This window comes from Streptomyces echinoruber, from assembly GCF_014651135.1.
In the GTDB taxonomy this organism is placed as follows: Bacteria; Actinomycetota; Actinomycetes; order Streptomycetales; family Streptomycetaceae; genus Streptomyces; species Streptomyces echinoruber.
In genome coordinates, this window is sequence record NZ_BMWH01000023.1 from 104,734 (window position 1) to 127,799 (window position 23,066).

At 74.8% G+C, this 23,066-nt stretch carries 22 protein-coding genes and 2 pseudogenes; 9 read left to right on the forward strand and 15 right to left on the reverse strand.

From position 1 onward, the window contains the following. Positions 1–407: 407 nt before the first annotated feature. A complete protein-coding gene (locus tag IE225_RS24040) occupies positions 408–1,247 on the forward strand; it encodes a DeoR/GlpR family DNA-binding transcription regulator (protein ID WP_190059677.1) in 840 nt (279 codons plus the stop codon). 345 nt (positions 1,248–1,592) lie between these two features. On the opposite strand, the gene cds1 is transcribed toward IE225_RS24040, so the two are convergent. Next, a complete protein-coding gene (gene cds1 / locus IE225_RS24045; protein WP_190059678.1) occupies positions 1,593–2,717 on the reverse strand; it encodes an L-cysteine desulfhydrase Cds1 in 1,125 nt (374 codons plus the stop codon). Between the two features lie 356 nt (positions 2,718–3,073). On the opposite strand from cds1, the gene IE225_RS24050 reads away from it, so the two are divergent. Continuing rightward, positions 3,074–3,397 carry a hypothetical protein gene (locus IE225_RS24050; protein ID WP_190059679.1) on the forward strand — a complete coding sequence of 108 codons (324 nt, stop codon included), beginning with the start codon at positions 3,074–3,076 and terminating at the stop codon, positions 3,395–3,397. Positions 3,398–3,612: 215 nt separating this feature from the next. Continuing rightward, the gene (locus tag IE225_RS24055) at positions 3,613–4,200 is read left to right on the forward strand and encodes an ATP-binding protein (protein ID WP_190059680.1); all 588 of its coding nucleotides are present in this window, start codon (positions 3,613–3,615) and stop codon (positions 4,198–4,200) included. 316 nt (positions 4,201–4,516) lie between these two features. On the opposite strand, the gene IE225_RS24060 is transcribed toward IE225_RS24055, so the two are convergent. From IE225_RS24060 to IE225_RS24075, 4 genes and pseudogenes are all read right to left on the reverse strand, one after another. After that, positions 4,517–7,078 (reverse strand): ABC transporter permease, encoded by a 2,562-nt coding sequence (locus IE225_RS24060; RefSeq protein WP_190059681.1) that lies wholly within the window; start codon positions 7,076–7,078, stop codon positions 4,517–4,519. After that, positions 7,075–7,859 (reverse strand): annotated as a pseudogene (locus IE225_RS24065) (ABC transporter ATP-binding protein). The gene IE225_RS24060 and the pseudogene IE225_RS24065 overlap by 4 nt, the downstream one beginning before the upstream one ends. Beyond that, positions 7,856–8,137 (reverse strand): SHOCT domain-containing protein, encoded by a 282-nt coding sequence (locus tag IE225_RS24070; RefSeq protein ID WP_190059682.1) that lies wholly within the window; start codon positions 8,135–8,137, stop codon positions 7,856–7,858. Before IE225_RS24070 ends, IE225_RS24065 begins: the two are co-directional and overlap by 4 nt. Before the next feature lie 238 nt (positions 8,138–8,375). Continuing rightward, entirely contained in the window at positions 8,376–8,849 is a 474-nt protein-coding gene (locus IE225_RS24075; RefSeq protein WP_229879960.1) for a hypothetical protein, read from the reverse strand. On the opposite strand from IE225_RS24075, the pseudogene IE225_RS24080 reads away from it, so the two are divergent. Beyond that, a pseudogene (locus tag IE225_RS24080) lies at positions 8,832–9,266 on the forward strand (TetR/AcrR family transcriptional regulator); the annotation flags it as partial. The gene IE225_RS24075 and the pseudogene IE225_RS24080 overlap by 18 nt on opposite strands. A 360-nt stretch (positions 9,267–9,626) precedes the next feature. Here IE225_RS24080 and IE225_RS24085 read toward each other — a convergent pair. The 6 genes from IE225_RS24085 to IE225_RS24105 all read right to left on the reverse strand — a co-directional run bounded on the left by IE225_RS24085 (position 9,627) and on the right by IE225_RS24105 (position 14,751). Beyond that, positions 9,627–9,842, reverse strand: coding sequence for a hypothetical protein (locus tag IE225_RS24085; RefSeq protein WP_190059683.1), 216 nt, complete (start codon positions 9,840–9,842; stop codon positions 9,627–9,629). A gap of 304 nt (positions 9,843–10,146) precedes the next feature. After that, positions 10,147–11,358, reverse strand: coding sequence for a helix-turn-helix domain-containing protein (locus tag IE225_RS24090; protein ID WP_190059684.1), 1,212 nt, complete (start codon positions 11,356–11,358; stop codon positions 10,147–10,149). A 69-nt stretch (positions 11,359–11,427) separates the two neighbouring features. Further along, positions 11,428–11,550, reverse strand: coding sequence for a hypothetical protein (locus tag IE225_RS33810; RefSeq protein WP_268250016.1), 123 nt, complete (start codon positions 11,548–11,550; stop codon positions 11,428–11,430). Positions 11,551–11,799: 249 nt separating this feature from the next. Continuing rightward, positions 11,800–12,645: an NUDIX hydrolase gene (locus IE225_RS24095; RefSeq protein WP_229879961.1), complete on the reverse strand. Its 846-nt coding sequence runs from the start codon at positions 12,643–12,645 to the stop codon at positions 11,800–11,802. Between the two features lie 156 nt (positions 12,646–12,801). Continuing rightward, positions 12,802–14,052 (reverse strand): ROK family protein, encoded by a 1,251-nt coding sequence (locus tag IE225_RS24100; protein WP_190059686.1) that lies wholly within the window; start codon positions 14,050–14,052, stop codon positions 12,802–12,804. Between the two features lie 24 nt (positions 14,053–14,076). Continuing rightward, complete coding sequence (locus tag IE225_RS24105; RefSeq protein WP_190059687.1) at positions 14,077–14,751, reverse strand: alpha-ketoglutarate-dependent dioxygenase AlkB; 675 nt, start codon at positions 14,749–14,751, stop codon at positions 14,077–14,079. Positions 14,752–14,856: 105 nt separating this feature from the next. On the opposite strand from IE225_RS24105, the gene IE225_RS24110 reads away from it, so the two are divergent. Continuing rightward, a complete protein-coding gene (locus tag IE225_RS24110) occupies positions 14,857–15,990 on the forward strand; it encodes a methyltransferase (protein ID WP_190059704.1) in 1,134 nt (377 codons plus the stop codon). On the opposite strand, the gene IE225_RS24115 is transcribed toward IE225_RS24110, so the two are convergent. Continuing rightward, positions 15,980–16,921 (reverse strand): class II fructose-bisphosphate aldolase, encoded by a 942-nt coding sequence (locus tag IE225_RS24115; RefSeq protein ID WP_190059688.1) that lies wholly within the window; start codon positions 16,919–16,921, stop codon positions 15,980–15,982. The two genes, IE225_RS24110 and IE225_RS24115, sit on opposite strands and share 11 nt — an antisense overlap. Before the next feature lie 190 nt (positions 16,922–17,111). Beyond that, positions 17,112–18,002, reverse strand: a complete 891-nt coding sequence (locus IE225_RS24120; protein ID WP_190059689.1) for an SIS domain-containing protein — start codon at positions 18,000–18,002, stop codon at positions 17,112–17,114. 124 nt (positions 18,003–18,126) lie between these two features. On the opposite strand from IE225_RS24120, the gene IE225_RS24125 reads away from it, so the two are divergent. Continuing rightward, positions 18,127–18,906, forward strand: coding sequence for a DeoR/GlpR family DNA-binding transcription regulator (locus IE225_RS24125; RefSeq protein WP_190059690.1), 780 nt, complete (start codon positions 18,127–18,129; stop codon positions 18,904–18,906). Between the two features lie 42 nt (positions 18,907–18,948). On the opposite strand, the gene IE225_RS24130 is transcribed toward IE225_RS24125, so the two are convergent. Next, entirely contained in the window at positions 18,949–19,362 is a 414-nt protein-coding gene (locus tag IE225_RS24130; protein WP_190059691.1) for a luciferase domain-containing protein, read from the reverse strand. Positions 19,363–19,591: 229 nt separating this feature from the next. On the opposite strand from IE225_RS24130, the gene IE225_RS24135 reads away from it, so the two are divergent. The 3 genes from IE225_RS24135 (at position 19,592) to IE225_RS24145 (ending at position 22,435) form a co-directional block, all read left to right on the forward strand. After that, complete coding sequence (locus IE225_RS24135; RefSeq protein ID WP_190059705.1) at positions 19,592–20,473, forward strand: class I SAM-dependent methyltransferase; 882 nt, start codon at positions 19,592–19,594, stop codon at positions 20,471–20,473. Positions 20,474–20,732: 259 nt separating this feature from the next. Further along, the gene (locus tag IE225_RS24140) at positions 20,733–21,557 is read left to right on the forward strand and encodes an MIP/aquaporin family protein (protein WP_190059692.1); all 825 of its coding nucleotides are present in this window, start codon (positions 20,733–20,735) and stop codon (positions 21,555–21,557) included. 302 nt (positions 21,558–21,859) lie between these two features. Further along, positions 21,860–22,435, forward strand: a complete 576-nt coding sequence (locus tag IE225_RS24145; protein WP_190059693.1) for an Rv1733c family protein — start codon at positions 21,860–21,862, stop codon at positions 22,433–22,435. A 149-nt stretch (positions 22,436–22,584) separates the two neighbouring features. On the opposite strand, the gene IE225_RS24150 is transcribed toward IE225_RS24145, so the two are convergent. Further along, positions 22,585–23,066: sigma-70 family RNA polymerase sigma factor (locus tag IE225_RS24150; RefSeq protein ID WP_190059694.1), on the reverse strand; the 482-nt coding region annotated here is incomplete at its 5' end.

Consider the following 23,066-nt stretch of genomic DNA (forward strand, 5'->3'; position numbering starts at 1 on the left):
GCCGCGCACACCCCCTGTCGCGAATTTCCCCGATCCGGGTGACGGGCGGCGTGCGCACGCGCCGCAAGGGGCGGGTGCGCGGCGTGCGACAGCGCGCGGCGGGAGGCGGGCGGGCTGCAGGAAGGGCCGGCGGCGGGAGGCGGGCGGGCTGCGGGAAGGGCCGGCGGCCGGGCGGGAGGGCTGCGGCGCGGCGGGAGGACCGGACGGGAGGGCTGCGGCGCGGCGGGAGGACCGGACGGGAGGGCGGTGGCGCGGCGGGAGGCGGATGTGCGGTGCACGGGCGGTGGCGCGGCGGGGGACGGGCCGTGCGAGGATGGGACGTCCGCGCACCGGGGACACGAACGGCCTTGTCACGGCCGGTGCGGCGGGCGTGTCGGACGGTGTGGGCAGAAAGGACGGGAGCGTACGTGAGCGAGAATCAGAACCTCCTCGCGGAGCAGCGGCGCGCCCTGATCCTCGACGAGGTCCGCCGCCGGGGCGGGGTCCGGGTCAACGAGCTGACCCGCAAGCTCGGCGTGTCGGACATGACGGTCCGCCGCGACCTGGACGCGCTGGCGCGCCAGGGGGTGCTGGAGAAGGTGCACGGCGGCGCGGTGCCGGTGGTCGAGGCGAGCACGCACGAGCCGGGCTTCGAGGCCAAGTCGGGCCTGGAGCAGACCGCCAAGGAGGACATCGCCCGGGCCGCGGCGCGGCTGGTCAAGCCGGGCACGGCGATCGCGCTGTCGGGCGGCACCACCACGTACGCGCTGGCCCACCGCCTGCTGGACGTGCCGGAGCTGACCGTGGTGACCAACTCGGTGCGGGTGGCGGACGTCTTCCACACCGCGCAGCGCGCCTCGGGCCGGCGGCAGGGCGCGGCGACGGTGGTGCTGACCGGCGGGGTGCGCACGCCGTCGGACTCGCTGGTGGGGCCGGTGGCCGACCGGGCGATCGGGGCCCTCCACTTCGACCTGCTCTTCCTGGGCGTGCACGGCATATCGGTGGAGGCGGGACTGTCCACGCCGAACCTCGCGGAGGCCGAGACCAACCGGCGGCTGGTGCAGTCCGCGCGGCGGGTCGTCGTGGTCGCCGACCACACCAAGTGGGGCGTGGTGGGCCTCAGTTCGTTCGCCTCGCTGGACCAGGTGGACACGCTGGTGACCGACCCGGGGCTGCCGGCGGACGCCCGCGAGGAGATCAGGGAGCACCTGCGGGAGCTGGTGGTGGCGGGCGAGCCGGGCGAGCCGGACGCGGCCGCGGAGTCCTGACCGTCCGGTGCGCGGCCGCGGACGGCTGACGGGCCGCCGGCTCATGGTGGGCACCCGTCCCGGTCCGCCACCCGCAGGGGGTTGCCGCCCCTGGTCCGTCGCCTGCGTCCGGTGGGGCCCGGCTTCCTCGCGTCGGCCCCGGTACGGCACTTCTCCGCGACTTCTTCGCGCGGAACGTCCCGGCCGGCCCGGAGGCGGTGCACCGGGCGCTCGCCGAGGACGTGTCCGGCCGACCGGGGTGGTTCGCGGGGGTGAGGTCGGCGCGGCCGGCCCGGGCGGGGCCGGAGCGGGAGTTCCGCCACGCGATGACCGTCCTGGACCGGCGCCTCGGGGCGTCGTAGGGTCTCAGTCGGGCCACACCCCGGTCGCCAGCAGCGTGTCGATCGCGGCGCTGTACGGCGTGATGTCCAGGCCCTGGGCGGCCAGCCACGCGTCGGAGTAGTACTTGTCGAGGTAGCGGTCGCCGGGGTCGCACAGCAGGGTGACCACGCTGCCCTGCCGTCCCTCGGCCACCATCTCGGCGACGATCTTCAGGGCGCTCCACAGTCCGGTGCCCGTGGAGCCGCCCGCCCGGCGGCCGATGGCCCGCTCCAGGGCGCGCACGGCGGCGACGGACGCCGCGTCCGGCACCTTCATCATCCGGTCGATCGCGCCGGGCACGAAGCTGGGTTCCATGCGCGGGCGGCCGATGCCCTCGATGCGCGAGCCGCAGTCGCAGGTGACGTCCGGGTCCCCGGTGGTCCAGCCCTCGAAGAAGCAGGAGTTCTCCGGGTCGGCGACGCACACGCGGGTGTCGTACTGCATGTAGTGGACGTAGCGGGCGATGGTCGCGGAGGTGCCGCCGGTGCCCGCGGTGGCGACGATCCACGCCGGTTCGGGAAAGCGCTCCAGCGCCAGCTGCCGGAAGATCGACTCGGCGATGTTGTTGTTGCCGCGCCAGTCCGTCGCCCGTTCGGCGTAGGTGAACTGGTCCATGTAGTGGCCGCCGGTGTCCGCCGCGAGCCGGGCGGACTCCTCGTACACCGCGCGCGGGTCGTCCACGAAGTGGCAGCGGCCGCCGTGGAATTCGATGAGGCGGATCTTCTCCGCGCTCGTCGTGCGCGGCATCACCGCGATGAACGGCACGCCGATCAGCTTGGCGAAGTACGCCTCGGAGACTGCCGTCGAGCCGCTGGACGCCTCGATCACCGGACGGTCCGGCCGGATCCAGCCATTGCACAGGCCGTAGAGGAACAGCGACCGGGCGAGGCGGTGCTTGAGGCTTCCGGTGGGATGGGTCGACTCGTCCTTCAGGTAGAGGTCGATGCCCCAGTGCTCGGGCAGCGGGAAGCGCAGCAGGTGCGTGTCGGCCGAACGGTTGGCGTCGGCCTGCACCTTGCGGACGGCTTCTTTCAGCCAGGCGCGGTAGGCGGTGTCGGTGCGGTCGACGTCGAGGGTGGGAATGGCCCCGAGGGGCTGGACGGTGCTCACTGCGGGGCTCCTTACCACTTGCGTGCCGACGGCGCCCGGCGCTGTCGGCACCTCGATGATAGGCACCTTTCGCACGCTTCTCACCTGCATAAACGTATTTTTGAACGCCTCAAAGGCCCCCTGGGGCAGGGGTGTACGGCGGGCAGGGGGGCGCATTCCGGCGAATGCTCCGGGTGCCGCGCGCAACGGTGCCGCACGCACTGGTGCTCGGCGCCACTGGCGTGCAGACTGCACCGGGTGGGACCCCCCGGGGTCCCGTGCACGGGGGTGCACACTGGAGACGAGACACGCGGTCGGCGACGCGGACCCGGGTCGGACCCGGCGTCCCGCGCGCGTCACTGAGGGGGCAAGGGAGCATGGCGGAGCCGGAGTTCACGGCGAGAGGCGTGCGCATCGACCAGCGGCTGCGCTCGCTCACCCGGGCCGGGCAGGTCCGAATCCGCGGCGGCAGGCTGGAGTTGCTCACCAGCTACGGCAGTGAGATCGACAGCGCGCCGGTGCGCGCGGTGCGCGCCTCCCGCCCCTGGTTCGTGCCGCAGGACCGGGCCGTCGCCGAGCTGGACGGGCGCCGGTACGTCCTGACGCTGGGCGAGCGCGACCCCGCGCCCGGCGAACCGGGGCCGCCCGCGGCGCGCCGGTTCGTGGAGGCCGTCCGCAGGGCGGCGGAGCGCGGCCGGTGAGGACGCCGGGGGCGGCGGGGGCGGCAGTGGCCGGTGGGCCGCGAGTTGCGCTTCCGCACCCCCTGGTCCACGCTTGTGGCACGTCACTCTGGGTTTACCGGCGATAACGCTGCGAACCAGCCCGCCGGCCGCGCCAGCGGGCTGCCGCCCGCTCAAGGCATCAGCTGGATCCGTATTCGTCTTCTTCCGGACCTCAACGTCGGGGAGTCGCAGCCGTGATCAGTCACCCAAGCAGGCACTGCACGGTGGAGCTCCAAGCCCTGCCGTCGCGGATCGGCCAGGTCCGCAGAATCCTTTCAGCGCAGTTGCGCTACTGGCATCTGGACGCTCTGATCGACCGGGCGGCGCTCGGCCTGACGGAGCTGCTGACCAACGTCCACCGGCACGCCGAACCCGACAAGCTGTGCACCGTGCGGATCGAGTGGCTGCTCGACCGGCTCATGGTGTCGGTCCGGGATCACGACCCGCGGGTGCCGGTGGTGGCGGACGTCGAGGACGCCGCCGACATAGCCCCGCTCGCCACGCGCGGGCGGGGGCTGGCGATGGTGGCCGCCGTGAGCGACAGCTGGGGCGTGCGGCCGGACGGCGAGAAGGGCAAGGTCGTCTGGTTCACCCTGCCGGCGCCCGTGCCCGCGCGCCCGGCGCCGGCCCGGCCGGCGCGCCGTGCTCCGCAGGAGCCGCGGGCCCCGCGGTTCGCGAAGGTCGAGGCCACCGTCGACGCCGGCACGCCGGCGCCCGCCCCCGCGCCGGCGCCTGCCCCCGCCCCGGCGCACGCGGCCGCGCCGTCCGCCGTCCCCGGCTGACCAGGAGCCGTACGGCCCGGCGCGCGCCTCCGGTCCCGGTCGCCTCAGGTCCGAGGGCGCGCCGGACGCGGCGGGCGCGCCGGTCCGCCACGCAGGGGCGGACCGGCCGTCCTGCCGCCTGGGGCGGACCCGCCGCTCCCCGTGAGAGGGCGGACACGCCGCTCCGACGTGGGGGACGCGCCGCTCCGCCGCACCTGGCGGGCCCGCCGCCCTCCCCTGCGCGGCGGAGACGCCGGCCGCCGCGCGTGGCGGGCCCGCCCGCCGCTCCGTGACGTCCGGCGGCGGGCCCGCCGCCCCGTCCCGCCCGGCGGGCCCGTCACTCCGTCGCGATCGCCCGCAGGACGTCCAGGCGGGCGGCGCGGCGGGCCGGGCGCAGGCCCGCGAGGGCGCCGGCCGCGAGGCCGACCAGCGCGACCACGGCGAGCCGGGCGGGCGGCAGGGCGAAGGCGAAGGCCGTGTCGGAGGCGCCGTCGGACGCCCTGACCAGGACCCAGCCGAGGAAGGCGCCGAGGGCGAGTCCGCCGGCGGTGCCGAAGGCGGCGACCAGGACGGACTCCCAGCGGACCATGGCCCGAAGCTGGGCCCGGGTCTGGCCGACGGCCCGCAGCAGCCCCAGTTCGCGGGTGCGCTCGTGGATCGCCAGGGTGAGGGTGTTGGCGATGCCCAGCAGGGCGATGAGGACCGCGAGGGCGAGCAGGGCGTAGACCAGGGTGAGCATCATGTCGATGCCGCCCGCCGAGGACTGCGCGTACTCCTCGCGGGTCTGCACCTGCGGGTTGCCGTAGCGCGCGGCGACCTTCTCGACCGCGGCCCTGCCGGCGTCCGTGCCGACGCCGGGCCTGAAGGTGACGGCGACGAGCCGGTCGGCGTCCTGGGTGCGGTGCGGCGCCCAGGCGGCGCGGGTGACGACGTAGTCGCCGGCCAGTTCGGACCGGTCGTAGACCGCGCGGACGGTGAAGGTCCCGGTGCGGCCGTCGGGGAAGGTGAGCCGGGCGGTGTCGCCGAGGGCGAGGTGCTGCCGGCCGGCCTCCTTCCCGGTGACGGCGATGCCGTCGGCGCCGAGGTCACGCAGGGAGCCCCGCACGGTGCCGAGGTCGAAGGCACGCTGCAGCGCGGCCGGGTCGGTGACGGTCAACGCCCTTCCCCTGCCGTTGACTTCGGCGACCCCGCGGCCCAGTCCGACGGCCGTGTCCACCTCGGGCAGCCGCTGGATCGCGCCGGCGAGCCTCGGGCTCAGACCGCTGCCGCCCGCGCCGAAGGAGGGGGTGCTGACGGCGACGTCGCCCGCGAAGGAGCGGTCGACGGTCTGGTCCATGGTGGCCTTGAGGGAGGCCGCGAAGACGGTGAACAGCGACACCACGGCCACCCCGATCATCAACGCGCTCGCCGTGGCCGCGGTCCGCCTCGGGCTGCGCAGGGCGTTGCGGCGCGCGAGGGTGCCGGTCACGCCGCGCAGCCGGTCCAGGGGCGCGCCCAGCAGGCGTACGACCGCGGTGGAGGCCACCGGGCCGAGGACGACGAACGCGGCCGGCGCGAGCACCGCGCCGAGTCCCGCCAGCCACACGGACGGGGTGACCAGCGCGCCGGTGAGGGTGGTACAGACGGCGAGCGCGCCCAGGGCCGCGCCGGTGACGGCGCGGGCGCGGGAGGCGCCGGAGGTGTCCACCGCCGTCTCGCGCAGCGCGGCCGGCGGCGCGGTGCGGCCGGCGCGCACGGCGGGCAGCAGCGCGGAGCCGAGGCAGACGACGACGCCGACCGCGAGCGGCAGGGCCATCGACGGTGCCTTGACCACCAGCGCCCCGTCGGGGAAGGGGAAGCCGATCGCCGGGAACAGCGCCCGCAGCCCGGCCGCGATGCCGATGCCGCCCGCGAGTCCGGCGGCCGAGGCGGTCAGGGCGACGGCGACGGCCTCGGCCAGGGTGGCCGCGGTGATCTGGCGGCGGGTGGCGCCCAGGGCGCGCAGCAGGGCGTTCTCCCGGGCGCGGCCGGCGACGACGATGGCGAAGGTGTGGTGGAGGGAGAAGGTGGCGACCAGCAGGGCGATGCCGGAGAACACCAGCAGGAAGGTGGTGAACAGGGTGAGGAACCGGCTGGAGATCATGTCGGTGTTCTCCTGGGCCGCCTGCTGCCCGGTGATGGCCTCGACGCCCTCGGGCAGCGCGGGCGTGAGCCGCCGGACGAGCTGCTCCTCGCCGACGCCGGGGGCGGCGCGCACCAGGGTGTCCGCCGCCTGTCCGGGCCGCGCGGTCAGGTACTTCTCGGCGTCGGCGCGGGTCATGCCGGTGTAGGTGACCTGTGCCATGCCGTCCTCGCCGCCGAAGGTGGCCAGGCCCACGATCCGCACCCGTACGGGGTCGGGGGTGCGCAGCGTGGTGGTGTCGCCGATCCTCAGGTGGCCCTTCCGTGCGGCGCCGCGGTTGACGACGACCTCGCCGTGCCGTTCGGGGGCGCGGCCCGCGGCGATCTCGTACGGGTTCAGCCCCGGGTCGGTGATCCAGTTGCCGGCGAGGGTGGGCGGGCCCTGGCCGCCGACGGGCTCGCCGTCGCGGCCGACCAGCTGTCCCGCCCCCTGGATCTGCGGGACCGCGGCGGCGACGCCGGGCACCTTGCCGAGCGTTTCGGCCAGGGAGGCGGCGACGGGCCGGCGCGCGCCCTGGCCCTCGCCGGGGGCGCTGATGACGTCCGCGCCGCGCACCACGGCGTCCGTGCCGGCCGTCGCCCGGCCGAACATCGCGTCGAAGCCGGCGCGCAGCGTGTCGCCCATGACCATGGTGCCGGCCAGGAAGGCGACGCCGAGGAAGACGGCGAGGAAGGTGCCGGCGAAGCGGCGCCGGTGGGCGCGCAGGGAGGAGAGGCCGAGGCGGACGGAGGCGTTCACGGCAACCTCACCTCGAGGGCCTTCATCCGGTCCAGGACCGTCTCGGCGGTGGGGTCCTCCATGCGGTCGACCAGGCGCCCGTCGGCGAGGAAGAGCACCTCGTCGGCGTGGGCGGCGGCCACCGGGTCGTGGGTGACCATGACGACGGTGCGGTCCATCTCGCGCACCGCGCGGCCCAGCAGGCCGAGGACCTCCGCGCCGGAGCGGGAGTCGAGGTTGCCGGTCGGCTCGTCGGCGAAGACGACGTCCGGCCGCCCGGCCGGAGCCCGCGCGACGGCAACACTCCCCCAGTGCCTGAACGGCCTGGGGGTACCCCCACCTGCTGGCCGCCGGACAGCTCGGCGGGCCGGTGGTGCAGCCGGTCGCGCAGGCCGACGACGTCGACGAGCGCGTCGATCCACTCCCGCTCTCCGGCGCGGCCGGCCAGGTCGAGCGGGAGGGTGATGTTCTCGGCGACGGTGAGGGTCGGCACCAGGTTGAAGGACTGGAGGACGAAGCCGATCCGCTCGCGCCGCAGCAGGGTCAGGCGGCGGTCGTCGAGGCCGGTCAGCTCCGTGTCGCCGAGGCGGGCCGAGCCCGAGGTGAGCGTGTCCAGCCCGGCCGCGCAGTGCATCAGGGTGGACTTGCCGGAGCCGGACGGGCCCATGATCGCGGTGAAGCGTCCGGCCGGGAAGCCGACGGTCACGCCGTCCAGGGCCGGTACGGCCGTGTCGCCGCTGCCGTAGACCTTGACGGCGTCGACCACCCGGACGGCCGTACGGGTCGCGGTCGCCGTGCTCATGCCGTACGCCCCTTGCCGGTGCGGGCGAAGTGCTCCTCCAGCACGGACAGGCGGCGCCAGTACTCCTCCTCGTCGATCTCGCCGGAGGCGAAGCGGCGGCCGAGGACGGCGAGGGGCGAGTTGTCGTCCGCGGCCGGACGCCGGGGGGCGCCGCGCCCGGGCCACGCCGTGCGGCGCAGCAGGGTGACCGCGCCGGCCACGACGGCCGCCCAGACGAGCGGGAAGAGCAGGATCCACGGGCCGGGCCCGCCGTCGCCGAAGTGTGCCAGGGTCAGCATCCCGGTTCATCTCCTCGGAAGCGTCGATCGATGTGATCGGTGCGATCGGTGCGGTTGTCGCTTCCGAGCGTCGCCCCCGGCCGGGGTCCTGGTCGTCGTACGGCCGGCGGCAGTTGGCGTACCACCGTGGGAGCAGGCGGAGGGCGGGCGGCTGCTCCCACGGGTGCCCGGCGGATCCGGGGCCGGCGGCCTGCGTACCCGGCGGGCCCCGGTGTCCAGCGGGTGTCCAGCGGGGTGTCTAACGGGTGGAGACGTCCCCGTGGCGGATGACGTAGTGGTAGGTCGTGGAGTAACCGATCGACGGGGTGACGAGCAGTCGGACGTCGACGGGTGCGGGCTCGGTGCCGGCGGTGCTGAACCTGCCGACGGCATGCCGTCCGGTCAGCGGGTACCAGAACCAGCCGTCGGCCCCGCCGACCCGGATGCGGTCGGACTCCTTCCACGCCCCGCTCTTGCGGACGTAGACCTGCATCCGCACCGAGGCGGCGTACGGATCGGACGCCGAGCGCACGGCGGTGAGAGTGACCTTGTAGTCCGTGCCGAGTACGGAGGTGGCGATCCCCTTCGTCTGCGGGGCCCGCTGGGTGTGCCCGGCGGGCGCCGCGGCGGTGGCACCGGTGGTCAGCGCGGCGGCGGTGAGCGCCGTGGCGGCGAGAAGGACGGTCCCGCGGCGACGCCGGCGGGAGGGCGCAGGGTGCTGCATGTCGGTCATGTCGGGCTCCTTCCACCGAGGAAGACCCCTGGAGCCGCCCGGTGGTTGTGGTCGATCGCGGGGGCCGGCCTCAAGGCGACCCTGGATCGCCTTGAGGCCGGGCAGGGCAGCATGTACCACCGCCTCAAAGACAAACCGGACCTGGCCCCGGCCGCGATCCGGCGCACCGCCGAGGAATTGCGGGCGGCTGCCGAGCGGGGGCTGGGCGGGCCGGGCCCCCACCAGCGCATCGACGCCTGCCTGAGGTGCGAGCGTGACGTGCTGCGGGAGGGCGAATTCCCGCCCGAGCTGGATGGCGAGGCTGTGGTCACGGCCGTCCTCGCGACCGTCCAGGGCGGCCACGTGCCGGCCCGCGCCTCGGGCTCACCGTCCGCGTTCGACGCGGGCGTGCGCGGGCGGCTCTCCCTTCTCGCGCCGCGCCCGCCCGGCCGGATCACCACTGAGGAGCTCGCGATGCACCTCATGCACTACGAGAGCGCCCCAGATGCACGGACACCCTTGCATATAGCTTGGTAAGGAGCTTGACCTGCGAAAACGCCGAAGCCCCGTTCACCTTTGGGGGCAGGTGCGGAGGAGGTGAACGAGGCTTCACCCGCCCCACGCCTGTTGCGGATCAGGCGGTGTCGCTGGGGCGGGACCTCATCCCCTACGGGGGCAGGGGACGAGGAGACAGGACGCGGACGGGACCGGCTGCGCCGGCCTCATGTCCCGCCGCGCCCACCGCGAGCCGGGACGCACGGGCGCCCAGTCCGCGGGCCCTGGAGGGACACGGAGTGCTCACGGCTCCTCCCCGACGCTGAAATTCGTCTGATCGACGATGCGGAACCGGGTGTGCCACGGATGATCACTCTGGTGCCGCCGGGCGAACTCCACCGGATCGCCGGTGTCGAGCCACTGGTGCGCCACGCAGTTCACACATTCGACGAATCCGCCGGACGGAGCGTTCTTCAGCTCGTCGGCCGAGGAGATCGCCGGAAAGGGAGATACGAACATCCTCACGATTCCTCCCCGTGCGTCTTCAAGTGCCGCCTCAGCAGTACGGCGGCATCGGTAGCCGCGGACGGGTTGTATCGCGCGTTATACGGGTTGTTCGCGGCCCTGTAGTCGCGCGCGAGCGCGGCACATTTGTCGCACCCCGGCACGGGCTCCGGGGCCCGGAAGTCGAACGGACTGGGAAGTGGGATGACCCTGCTGCGCTTTAACGCCATACCTGTGCCTCTGTCAAAAGCCGGTAGGCCCATAGAATTCCGCTTGGTGGAGGGCAGGAACAGGGACGCAGCGTCCTACTCTCGAAACGCTAATTGGCCACGCCGAGGAACTCGGCAATCGAACGCAGGCCCGGTGGCCGGGCAGGGAGTTCCCACAAATCGCGCACAATGGCGACGGCAAGCGTGTGGTGCCGCATCCACGTGGGCGCCACCCGCCGAAGGGACTCCAACGCCTTCACGGCGCCTTCGGCGTTCCCGACGTCGGTGTGCGCACGAGCGACGTCGAGGAGCAGCCACGTCCGCCACGAAGGCGGCGTGTCCTTCGACAGGCGCATCCCCTTGGCGAGTGCGAGAGCTTCCTCCGGGCGCCCGTGCTGGACAGCCAGCCGGACACGTTCGATGCGGACGGAGGACTTGCTGAAGACGGAGACAAGGCGCCCGTCCTCCGGAGCCGGCATCTTGGTCACGCGCCCCGCCGCTTTCTCCGCGGTCCGCATCATCTCGTCCGCGCGCTCGTAGTCGCCGCTTCGGGCGTAGCTTGTCGCGGCGGACATGAGCAACCCGCCCCACACGCGGAGCCCGGAGGCGTCCGCCGAGTGCTCGCGCTCGACGTTGTCCGCGGCGTAGACGGCCAGGTTGGTTGCGTCTTCCAGACGGTTCTGCCGCTGGTAGGCCCATGCGACGGAGTTGGAGATCATCGGGGCCAGCAGCGGGTCGGAGGACTTCCCGGCGGCGTCCATGGCCCGCTCCAGGCTCGTCAGCGCAAGATCCGTCTTGCCCAGCCGGATGGCCAGGTGTCCGCCAAGCTGGAGCGCCTTGCCCAGCGCAGCCTGGCCGGCGGCCCGCTCATCGTCCGCGCCGACGGCCGACGCGAACCGGGCGTCGGTGATGATGTCCGGCAGCAACTCCATCAGGCGCCCGAATTCGGCGTTGTGGTAGAGCGTCCAGGCGTCGGCGATCTCCGCACGCAGGAGCGGCAGGGACAGCTTCTCCGCGCGCTTCGGCTCCGGAGGTGGGGCGAAGAGCGGCGGGGAGATTGCGCGACGCACGGCGACAAGCTGAGGCGGGTCGACTTCGCCCGTCGACGGGACTCCGGGCGGGTCTCCGAGGAGCGACGTCAGTTCAACGCCCAGTCCCTTCGCCAGGGCGTGCAAGGTAGGAAGCGCCGCGGAACTCTTGCGCTTCTGCTCCAGTTTCCGAACGACGTCGACGGAGATACCGGACCGCGCGGCCAGCTCCTCCTGCGTCAGGCGGGAGAGACGCCGGAGTCGGCTCAGCTTGTCCCCAAGGTGCTCGCTCACGTCACCGACGGTACGACGAGAGCACCGTCTGCGTCAGACGTCGAACCCAAGCGCCCGTATCCGGGTCCGCTACGCCTTGCCGTGGTCGCCGTTGCAGAACTTCCGGCCCGGCCCCTCCTTCTGCTCCAGCGCCGCCCCGCGGTGCAGGCAAGCGGCGTCGCACGGGCTCTTGACGCTCTTCGTGCGATCCATGGGAGTTCGTGGGTTTCTCCGTAAAGGAGTCACGGGAAAGCCCCGCGGTCCAGGTCGGCCCGCGGGGCGCGGGGGGAGCGTGCGGGCCGCCCCGCCCATGTACGGACGGGGCGACGCAGTGTGCGTCAGACGCGCCGGCCGACGTCGCCGGCACGTGCCGTCCCTTGCTCGTGAACGACGATCCGCGTCAGCGGACTGGTCGTTCGGACACGGGGTGGCGCAGTACGTGACGACGGGGACCGGTCCGCCTCACGGCGGGGAAGCCGGCGGGGACGGGCGGTCGTCAGCCGGGTCGGTGTCGCCGGCCGGGTCGGTGTCGCCGGCCGGGTCGGTGTCGCCGGCCGGGTCGGTGCCGCCGGCCGGGTCGGTGTCGCCGAGGATCGCGCGGGCCACCGGTTCCAGGTAGTCCGCGCAGGGGCCGCCCAGGGTCCGTAACGCGGCCGGTGCGGAGACGAGGGCGATCCGGTCGATTTCCGGGGTGCGGCCCCGGGCCGTCTCGGCGGCGGTCAGGTCGGCGAACCGCCGGTGCAGCAGCGCCGCGGGACGCGCGGGGGCGCGGAAGAGGACGCCGACGTTCCGGACGCCACGGACCACCCGCCACAGGACCAGGGCGTCGGGCGGGGTGTCCAGGCCGGTCTCCTCCAGGAGTTCGAGGGCGGCGTGGCGGCGCACGGCCGCCTCGTCGAGCGGGGCGCGGCCGTCGGGCGGCGGCTCGAGGGAGCCGCCCGGAAGCTGCCAGCGGCCGGGCGCGGACGTCGTCGGCCCGTTGCGGACGACGAGCAGACGGCCGTCGTCGGTGGACTGCACCACCCCGGTGAACAGGGACGGCAGCCAGGCCGTCGTGCCCGGGACCCGGCGCAGGAGGCGGGAGCGGTACGTGGTCCTGGCCCAGGTGATCACCAACTCCCCCGCGCCGTCCCGGCGCAGCCCCGCGCACACCGCCAACGGCCCGTCGAACAGGGCCGGGTTGGCCTGCACGGCCTCCGCCCACGCCCGGTCCCGGGCCCGCCGCTCCCCGGACGGCGGCTGAGGAGCGGGGACTTCCCGCAGGCGGATGCGGGCGGCCGGAAGGAGCTCGGCGTGGGAGTGTGCCACCGGTGTCCTTTCGCCGGGACGCCGGTGCCACGCCCCCTCGGTGGCCTCGGCGCGATGTGATCCGCTCATCGGGACAGTCTGCCGTGGCCGGGATCGCCGTCCGGCCGTTTGTCCCGCGTGTCTCCCGGTGTCCCCGTCCGCCGTCGGCGCCGCCGGTCAGCCCAGTGCCGCCAGCGGGTCGTCCAGCACCGGCTGCCAGGCCAGTTCGGCGGCGCCGACGAGACTGTTGTGGTCGAGGGTGCACGGCAGGACCGGGACGCCGCCGCTCTGGCCGCCCCACAGGCTGCGGTCGGCGATGACGGCGTGCAGGCGGTCGGGGTCGGCCTCCAGGAGGGTGCGGTGCAGGCCGCCGAGGATGATGCGGTCGGGGTTGAGGATGTTGACCAGGCCGGCCAGGCCGAGGCCGAGACGGTCGATCAGTGTCTCGGTGGCGGCGCGGACGGACGGGTCGTCGTAGTGCCGGCGGACCAGGTCCTCGGCCTGGCTCAGCAGCGAGACCTCGGGGCCGGGGTCGCGGCCCGCGGCGGTGAGCAGGGCCAGCGGGTCGGCCTCGACGTCCAGGCAGCCGCGGCTGCCGCAGTGGCAGGGGCGCCCCTCGGGATTGACGGTGAGGTGGCCGACCTCCAGGGCTAGACCCGAACTGCCCGTGTGCAGGCGCCCGTCGAGCACCAGCGCGCCGCCCACGCCCCGGTGCCCGGTGGCCACGCACAGCAGGTCGCGGGCGCCGCGGCCGGCGCCGTGCCGGTGCTCGGCGAGCGCGGCCAGGTTGACGTCGTTGCCCGCGAACGCCGGTCCGGGGATGCCGGCGGCGCGCACGCACTCGGTGAAGATGCGGCGCACCGGCGCGCCCGCGGGCCAGGCCAGGTGGAGGGGGTTGAGGGCGAGTCCGTCCGGCTCGGCCACGGCGGACGGCACGGCGAGCCCGGCGCCCACGCAGCGCCGTCCCGTGGCGCGCAGCAGGCCGGCGCCGGCCTCCACGACCGAGGAGAGCACCTTCGCCGGGTCCGCGTCGACGGTCTCGCAGCCGGGCGCGGTGGCCACGATCCGCCCGCCGAGGCCGACCAGGGCGGCGCGGTACCCGTCGGCGTGCACCTGCGCGGCGAGCACGACGGGTCCGTCCTCGGCGACCGCCAGCCGGTGCGAGGGGCGGCCCTGGGAGCCGGCGGCCGCACCGGGGCGGGCGTCCACCCGGATCAGGCCGAGCGCCTCCAGTTCGGCGGCCACCGCGCCGGCGGTCGCCCGGGTGACGCCGAGCTGGGCGGTGAGCACCGCGCGGGTGGGGGCGCGGCCGGTGTGCACGAGCTCCAGCGCGGGCCCGAGGACGCCGCGTCCCCGGTCCAGTCGCGTCCCCCTCGGTCGAGGGGCGGTCCCTTTCCCCGCCGTCCGGGGGTCCGCCTTGCCGCTCATGACAGGGAGTCTCCCATGATCCGCTCAGCCGGCGGTCGCCGTCGGGTCCGTCAGGCCGCTGACCCGCAGGGTGATGCTGAGCCGCCCGGCGAGCCCCAGCTCCGGCGGCGCCGTGCCCGGGAACACGCGCGGCACGCCGTGGTGGGCGAGGCGGGCGGGCCCGCCGAAGACGAACAGGTCGCCGCTGCGCAGCTCGACGTCGGTGTACGGCCGGGACCGGTGGGCGGTGTTGCCGAAGCGGAAGGTGCACGTGTCGCCCAGGCTCAGCGACACCACCGGGGCCGTGGACCGCTCGTCGCTGTCGCGGTGCATGCCCATGCGGGCGCCGGCGTCGTAGAAGTTGATCAGGGCGATGTCGTAGGCGGCGTCCGCGGCCGCGTCCGGGCCGAGCGCGTCGGCGACGGCGCGCCGGCCCAGGTCGCCCAGCCAGGCCGGGAACGGCTTCACGGGCGCGCCGTCGCCGTCGACGGCCGTCCGGGCGTAGCCGTACGGGTACCAGTGCAGGCCCAGGCACACCTGGCGGGCGCTCATCGTGCCGCCGCCCGGGGTGCGGACGGTGCGCAGCCCGGCCGGCGGGCGGGCCCACTCCCGGCACGCCCCGAGCAGCTCGCGCTGCTGCCGCGGGCCGAGCCAGCCGGGCACGTGCACCGCGCCCGGCGCGATGCGCCCGCGGGTCCTGGGGAACAGCTCCGCGTCCATGGCTCCCATCCTGCCCGAGACCGCACGGGCGGTCCCCACCTGCTGCTCCGGCACAGGCCGTCCCCACCTGCGGCTCCGCTAGCCTGGAGCACGATGAACGACCGCATGACCACGCCCTGGGGCGAGCTCGCGCTGACCCGCTTCCCCGAGGACCCGCGCGAGCGGCTGCGCGCCTGGGACGCCTCCGACGAGTACCTGCTGCAGCACCTCGCCGACGAGCGCGTCCCGCTGTCCGGCACGGTCGTGGTGGCCGGTGACCGCTGGGGGGCGCTCGTCACCGCGCTGGCCGGGCACCGGCCGGTGCAGATCACCGACTCCTTCCTCGCCCGGGAGGCGACCCGCGCGAACCTCGCCCGCAACGGCGTCGGCGTCGGCACGGTGGGGCTGCTCACCACCCAGGACCCGCCGCCGGAGCGGATCGACGTGCTGCTGGTGCGGGTGCCCAAGAGCCTGGCCCTGCTGGAGGACCTGCTGCTGCGGCTGGCGCCCGCGGTGCACGCCGGCACGGTCGTCGTCGGCACCGGCATGGTGAAGGAGATCCACACCTCCACCCTCCGGCTCTTCGAGCGGATCCTCGGGCCGACCCGCACCTCCCTGGCGCGGAAGAAGGCACGGCTCATCTTCTGCGCCCCCGATCCGTCCCTGGAGCGGCCCGCCAACCCGTGGCCGTACGTCTACACGCTCCCCGAGGGCATCGGTCCCGTCTCGGGGCGGACCGTCGTCAACCACGCGGGTGTCTTCTGCGCCGACCGCCTCGACGTCGGCACCCGGTTCTTCCTCACCCACCTCCCGCGCACCCGCGGCCCCCGGCGCGTGGTGGACCTCGGCTGCGGCAACGGCGTGGTCGGCACGGCGGTGGCGCTGGCCAACCCGGACGCCGAGGTGCTGTTCATCGACGAGTCGTTCCAGGCGGTGGCCTCCGCGGAGGCCACGTTCAAGGCGAACGGGGTGCCCGGGCACGGCGAGTTCCGGGTCGGGGACGGGCTGACGGGGGTGCCGGACGGCAGCGTGGACCTGGTGCTGACCAACCCGCCGTTCCACTCCCACCAGGCCACCACCGACGCGACGGCGTGGCGGATGTTCACCGGGGCGCGGCGCGTGCTGCGGCCGGGCGGCGAGCTGTGGGTGGTCGGCAACCGGCACCTGGGGTACCACGTCAAGCTGCGCCGCCTGTTCGGTGCCGGCGAGGTGGTGGCGGGCAACCCGAAGTTCGTCGTGCTGCGGGCCGTCAGGCGGTGACGCGTCCCGGCGGCGCGTCCTCGGCGCCCGGGACGCCCGGGACGCCGGGGACGCCGGGGACTCCGAGGACGCGGAGGAAGTGCTCCACCGTCCGCGCCATCGCCTGCCGCGCGCCGTCGAGGTAGCGGCGCGGGTCGACCGCGTCCGGGTGCGCGGCGAGGAAGTCCCGTACCGCTTCGGTCATCGCCCGGTTCAGGGCCGTGCCGACGTTGACCTTGGCGATGCCGCGAGCCGCCGCCTCGGCCAGGTCGCGGTCCGGGACGCCGGAGGAGCCGTGCAGGACGAGGGGGACGCCGGCGGCGGTGGCGAGGCGGGCGACGAGGTCCTGGTCGAGGCGGGCGGTGCGGGTGGTCATGGCGTGCGTGCTGCCGACGGCCACGGCCAGCGCGTCCACGCCGGAGGCGGCGACGAAGGCGCGGGCCTCGTCCGGGTCGGTGCGGGCCTCGGGGCTATGCGCGTCCGGGGTGCGCTCGGCGGTGCCGGCCCGCCCGTCCGGCCGGTCCTTGCCGCCGATGCGCCCCAACTCGGCCTCGATCCACAGTCCTTGGGCGTGCGCCCAGTCGACGGCGGCCCGGGTCGCGGCGAGGTTTCGCGCGTAGGGCAGGCGGGAGGCGTCGTACATCACGGAGCCGAACCCGGCCGCCGGCGCCTGGCGCAGCAGGTCGTCGCTCTGCACGTGGTCGAGGTGCAGCGCGACCGGCACCCGCGCCTGTTCGGCCGCGGCCCGGGCGGCGCGGGCGAGCGGGAGCAGGCGTCCGCCGCGGTACTTCACGGCGTTCTCGCTGACCTGGACGACGACGGGCGCGCCGGCCTGCTCCGCCCCGGTGACGACGGCCTCGACGTGTTCGAGGGTGATGACGTTGAACGCGGCGACGGCCGTGTGCGCGGCCGCGGCGCGGGCGACCAGGTCGCCGGTGGCTGCCAGGGGCACGGTGGGGTGACCTTTCGTCGGCGGCGGGCCGGCCGGGTGGGGGGCGGGGAGGCGGGCCGGCCGTGGCGGAGGGATCCGGCTGCGGTTGGGGGAGGATCTGCGGCTCAGGGGATGAGGGATTTGCGGCTCGGGGAAGGGGATCCGCGGTTCAGGGAAGGGGATCCGTGGTTCAGGGAAGGGGATCCGTGGCTCAGGAGGTGAGGATCACCGAGCGCGTCAAGTGGCGCGGCCGGTCCGGGTCGAGGCCGCGGGCCGCGGCGACGGCGAGCGCGAGGCGCTGGGCGCGGACCAGTTCGGCGAGCGGGTCCAGCCGGCCCTCGATCCACAACGCGCCGGTGGCGCGCACCTGTTCGGCCAGGCCCTTGGGCGCGGGTCCGAGCATCCAGGTCGCGGTGCCGGTCGTGGCGATGCTGAGAGGGCCGTGCCGGTACTCCATCGCCGGGTAGGCCTCGGCCCACGACAGGGACGCCTCGCGCATCTTGAGCGCGGCCTCCTGAGCGAGCCCCACCGTCCAGCCGCGGCCGAGGAAGGTGATCTGGCCGCAGGCGGCGAGTTTTCCGGGCAGCGGTTCGGCCAGCGCGGCGCGGGCGTCGGCGACCGCGCCGTCGGGGTGCAGGCCGAGGTGGGCGCGCAGGAGCGTGAGCGCGCTGGTGGCGAACCGGGTCTGCACCACGGAGCGTTCGTCGGCGAAGCCGAGCACCACGACCTCGTCGGCGGCCCGCACGACGGGGGTGTCCCCGTCCGCGGTCACCGCGGTGGTGCGGGTGCGTCCGCGCAGCCCGCGCAGCAGGTCCAGCACCTCGGTGGTGGTGCCCGAGCGGGTGAGGGCGACGACCCGGTCGTAGGTCCGGCCGTGGGGGAACTCCGAGGCGGGGAACGCGTCCGTCTCTCCCCGGCCCGCGCCCTCCCGCAGCGCCGCGGCGGCCTGCGCCATGTGGTACGACGTGCCGCAGCCGACGATCGCGACCCGCTCCCCCGCCGCCGGGAGTGCCCGCGCGTGCGGCTCGGCCAGGGCGGCGGCCCGCGTCCAGCACTCGGGCTGACTGGTCAGTTCGTCCTCGACGTGCGTCGTGTGCGCCATGCCGCACCTTCCCGCCGGGTGATTGTTCCTGCACGGTAGCGCGCCCTTTCGAGCACCATCAAGCATCGGGCGGGGGTGGTCGGGTGCGCTAGGGTCGCCGGTGATCGAGGATCGGAGGGTGCGGATGGCGCGCGACGCCCGCTGGCAGGCGCTGCTCGAACTGCTCGTGGAGCGCGGCAGGCTGGAGGTGGCGGAGGCGGCGGCCGCCCTGGGCGTGTCGGCCGCGACGATCCGCCGCGACTTCGACCGGCTCGCCGAGCAGCAGATGCTGGTGCGCACCCGGGGCGGCGCGGTCGCGCACGGCGTCTCCTACGAACTGCCGCTGCGCTACAAGACCTCCCGCCGCGCCTTTCAGAAGCAGCGCATCGCCCGTGCGGTGGCGGACCTCGTCAACCCCGGTGAGGCGGTGGGCCTGACGGGCGGTACGACCACTACCGAGGTGGCCCGCGCGCTCGCCGTGCGCCGCGACCTGGCCTCCGGGACGCCCGCGCTGACGGTCGTCACCAACGCGCTCAACATCGCCAACGAGCTGGCCGTACGGCCCCAGTTCAAGATCGTGGTGACCGGCGGGGTGGCGCGCGCCCAGTCCTACGAGCTCGTCGGGCCGCTCGCGGACCGGGTGCTGGACCAGATCAGCGTCGATGTCACCGTCCTCGGCGTGGTCGCCCTCGACGCGGTGCACGGGGCCGCGGCGCACGACGAGGCAGAGGCCGCCGTCGACCGGCTGCTGTGCGAGCGCGCCCAACGGGTCGTCGTCGCCGCCGACTCCGGCAAGCTGGGCCGGCGCGCCTTCGCCCGCATCTGCGCGGCCGACGCGGTGGACACGCTGGTCACGGACACCGGGGCGGACCCGGCGGCGGTGCGCGCCCTCGAGGAGGCGGGGGTCACCGTCGTCACCGTGTGACGGCCCGAACGGCCGCCCCGTACAGGCCTGTTGGCGTGACGCTCACCGGCTGCCGAGGTCCGCTCCGCCGAGGTCGGCGCGCACGAATCCCACGCCCCGGCCGTCGTTGCACCCGGCGGGAGCCGTGCCGTCCGGCGTATCGGCGTCGGTCTGGCGGGAGTTGAGGGCGACGCTCACCAGGGTCACCAGCAGATCGACGTCGGAGACGGCCTCCAGACGGATCGTCACCCACGGCGAGCCGGGCACCACCCGGACGGCCGCGGACGCCTTGAGGTCGCGGTGCAGACGCCGGATGGCACTGCGGGTGAGGTGCAGGTCGACGTCCCGGTCCGTGTGGAAGTGGGCGATCTCCCCGTGGGCCGACGCGAGCGCCCGCCCGGTGCCGCAGCTGGGTGCGGTCTCTGTCAGGTCCGGCCAGGTCGACAGGTGCGCGAGAGCACGCAGGGCCAACGTCATGCCCCCATCATGGCGTGCTCATCTCGCGTCCACCGATACGTGAGCAGCCCTTAACCGATTCGTATCCGTCGCCGGACGCCGGCCGGCGAGACCGCAACAACGGAGTAGCGAATATCGGTCAGGCGTACGAACCTCGGCGTTGTTCCTCGTCGGAGACACGGAGAAGGGCAGGCAGGTCGGCATGGAAAACGGAGGGCAGGACGCCATGGAGGAGGAAGGACGGGGCGTCATGGAGGACGAAGGGCGGGCCGTCGTCGAGGGCGGCGACGTCGCGGCACCCGATCCCACGGCGGTGCGGGTGGCCCTGTGGCGGGCGCTGCACGTGCGGGCCGACCCGGCGCCGCACGTGCTCGTCGACGAGGTCGGCCTGCGGCTGGCGGATCCCGGGCCGGACCGGTTCGCCCGCCCGGACATGGACCCGGAGCGGACCCGGGCGCCCCGGGCCTCGATCGTGGCCCGGGCCCGTTACGTCGAGGACCTCGTCGCGGCGGAGGCGGAGCGGGGGATCGGGCAGTACGTCGTGCTCGGTGCCGGGCTGGACACCTTCGTGCAGCGCCGGCCCGAGGCGGCCGCCCGGCTGCGCGTGTTCGAGGTGGACCGGCCCGGCCCGCAGACCTGGAAGCGGCGCCGGCTGGAGGAGCTCGGGTACGGCGTCCCCGAGGGGCTGCGGTTCGTGCCGGTCGACTTCGAGGCGGGCGACTCCTGGTGGGACCGGCTCGCGGACGCCGGTTTCGACGCGGACCGGCCGGCGGTCGTGGCCTCGACGGGGGTGAGCATGTACCTGACCCGCCGGGCGGTCACGGACACGCTGCGCCGGGTCGCGGCGCTCGCGCCGGGATCGACGCTCGTCATGAGCTTCCTGGTGCCCTCGGCGCTGCTCCCGCCGCGGGAGCGGGAGCAGCAGCGGGCGATCCAGGCCGCGGCACGCGCCTCGGGCACACCCTTCCTGAGCTTCTTCGAGCCGCGGGAGATGACCGGCCTGGCCCGGGCGGCCGGTTTCCGGCAGGCCCGGCACGTCTCCGCGGACGACCTCGCCCGGCGGTTCTTCACCGGGCGGCCGGACGGCCTGCGGCCCTCGGGGGCGGAGCGGCTCCTGGTGGCCTCGGTATGAGGTCTCCGTACGGGTCCGCGTGAGGGTCCGTACGTGGGTCCGCGTGGTCCCCGTACGGTCGTCGGTCTGGAGTCTGGAGCCCACAGACGGATCCGCGTGGGGCCCGTACGGTCCGCCTGAGGCCCGTGGGCGGGTCCGCGCGGAACCGGGAAGTCCGGCGTGTCACTCGGGTTGCCGCAACCCCGTGGAACGTACAGCATCAAAACAGTGCGTCCCGCGACACGACGCCCGCCCGCGCGGGCGGAAGGGCGGTGCTCCCATGGCCAACGCAACGACGCGCAGAGGACTGGCCGGCGAGCTGACGGCGGAGTTCCTGGGCACCATGGTGCTCATCCTCTTCGGCTGCGGCGTGGTGGCCCAGGTGGTGGCCGGGCAGCTCGGTGACCACGACAGCATCTCCTGGGCGTGGGGCTTCGGCGTCACGTTCGGCGTGTACGTCGCCGCCCGGCTCAGCGGCGGCCATCTCAATCCCGCGGTCACGGTGGCCCTGGCCTGCTTCAAGGGCTTCCCGTGGGCCAAGGTGCTGCCCTACTCGGTGGCGCAGACCGCCGGCGCGTTCGTCGCCGCGCTGCTGGTGCGGTGGAACTACACCGAGATCCTCGCCAAGGCCGACCCCGGCCACACGTTCAAGACCCAGATCGTCTTCTCCACCCTGCCCGGCAACGGCGTTTACCCGGTCAGCGAGCTCGGCGCGCTGCGCGACCAGATCATCGGCACCGCCATCCTGCTGCTGCTGATCTTCGCGGTGACCGACCTGCTCAACACCCCGCCCGGCGCCAACCTCGCCCCGGTCGTCATCGGTTTCGTGGTGGTGGCGATCGGCATGGCCTGGGGGGCGGACGCCGGGTACGCGATCAACCCGGCCCGTGACTTCGGGCCCCGCCTGGCCAGCTTCCTCACCGGCTACGGAACCGCCTGGCGGGACCAGTACGGCAACTTCTACTTCTGGGTGCCGATCGTCGGGCCGCTGATCGGCGGCCTCCTGGGCGCCGCGATCTACCGGCTGCTGATCTCGCCGTACCTGCCGGTGCCGCCGGAGGAGCAGGAACCCGGCCGGGTTCCCGCACCCGACGCGGGCAAGTAGCGACCTTTCCCGGCCGGGGTGCCGCACGGCGCCCGGCCTTTCTCCGCGTCCGGGGGATTTTCTCGTGCCCGCAGTGTTCCTCCAGCTCCGCGGCCTTCCTATCCGTCCGCGCGCTTCCTACCCGTCCGCACGCTTCCTCCGTATCCGCAGGCCGCCTCCCCCGCCCCGGGTCTCCCCCGCACCCGGGGCCCCACCCGTGTCCGGAGGTCTTCTTCCGCATCCGGGGGCCACTGATCGCCTTTCGGGCGCACACTGGAACTGGGGCCTCCGGTGCCGACGAGGCTCACGAGGGGGTGTCGAGGATGGCACGTCGTCCGGGGACGCGGTGGTGGCGGTGGCGGCGCAACCCGCTCCGACGGCGCAGCGACGTCGTCGAGGCCTGGGTGCTGCTGGCCGCGTGCGTTCTGGCCGTGCTGGGCGGCGCGGTCGCCGGCTGGCTGACGGCGGGCGCCATGCGGGGCGGCTTCGAGCAGGCGCGCGCCGACACCCGTGCGGTCACGGCCGTCCTGACCGAGAAGGCCCGCCCCCAGGCCGCCGACCGGCCGGGCGGCGGAAACGACGCGTGGGCCACCGTGCGCTGGCGGGCGGCCGACGGCACCCCGCACACGGCCCGCTCCGAGGTCCCGGCGGGCACCCCGGCCGGCACCCGGGTCACCGTCTGGGTGGACAGGCACGGCACGCCCACCTCGCGGCCGCCCTCCCCCGGCCAGGCAACCGTCCAGGCCGCCCTCGGCGGTCTGTGGGCCGCCACGGCCGCCGCCGGTGCCGTCTACGGCGGCACCCGCCTCGTCCGCGCCCGCCTGGACCGGCGGCGCATGGCGCAGTGGGCCGCGGAGTGGGAGCAGGTGGGAGCGCGCTGGGGGCGACAGACGAACTGAGCGCCGGGAGGGCCGGAATCCCGGGAGTGCCGGGAGTCCCGGGAGCGCAGAGGCGTCCGCGGTCGCGCTCCGGACGGCGGTCGCGCTCCGGACGGCGGTCGCGCTCCGGACGGCGGCCGACCGGTTCCCGCCCGCGACCGCGGGGCGGGTCAGTCCTCCGCCAGCATCGTGGAGCGCAGGCGGGTCAGGATGCGGGAGATCAGGCGGGAGATGTGCATCTGGGAGACGTTCAGCCGCCTGCCGATCTCGGCCTGGGTGAGTTCCTCCACGAACCGCAGGTGGATGATGAGCCGGTCCCGTTCGTCGAGTTCGGCGATCAGCGGGGCCAGGGAGTGGAAGTCCTCGACGAGTTCCAGCGCCGGATCCTCCTCGCCCAGCACGTCGGCGAGCGCGGTCTCGCCCTCGTCGCGGCCCGCGCCGACGGCGGCGTCCAGGGAGGCGGAGGTGTAGCCGTTGGCGGCGATCTGCGCCTCGACGACCTCCTCCTCGCTCAGGTTCATCAGGGCCGCGAGTTCGGCGGTCCTCGGCGCGCGGCCGAGGCGGGAGGCGAGTTCCTCGGTGGCCCGGGCCAGTTCGGCACGCGCCTCCTGCAGACGGCGCGGCACGTGGACCGCCCAGCAGGTGTCGCGGA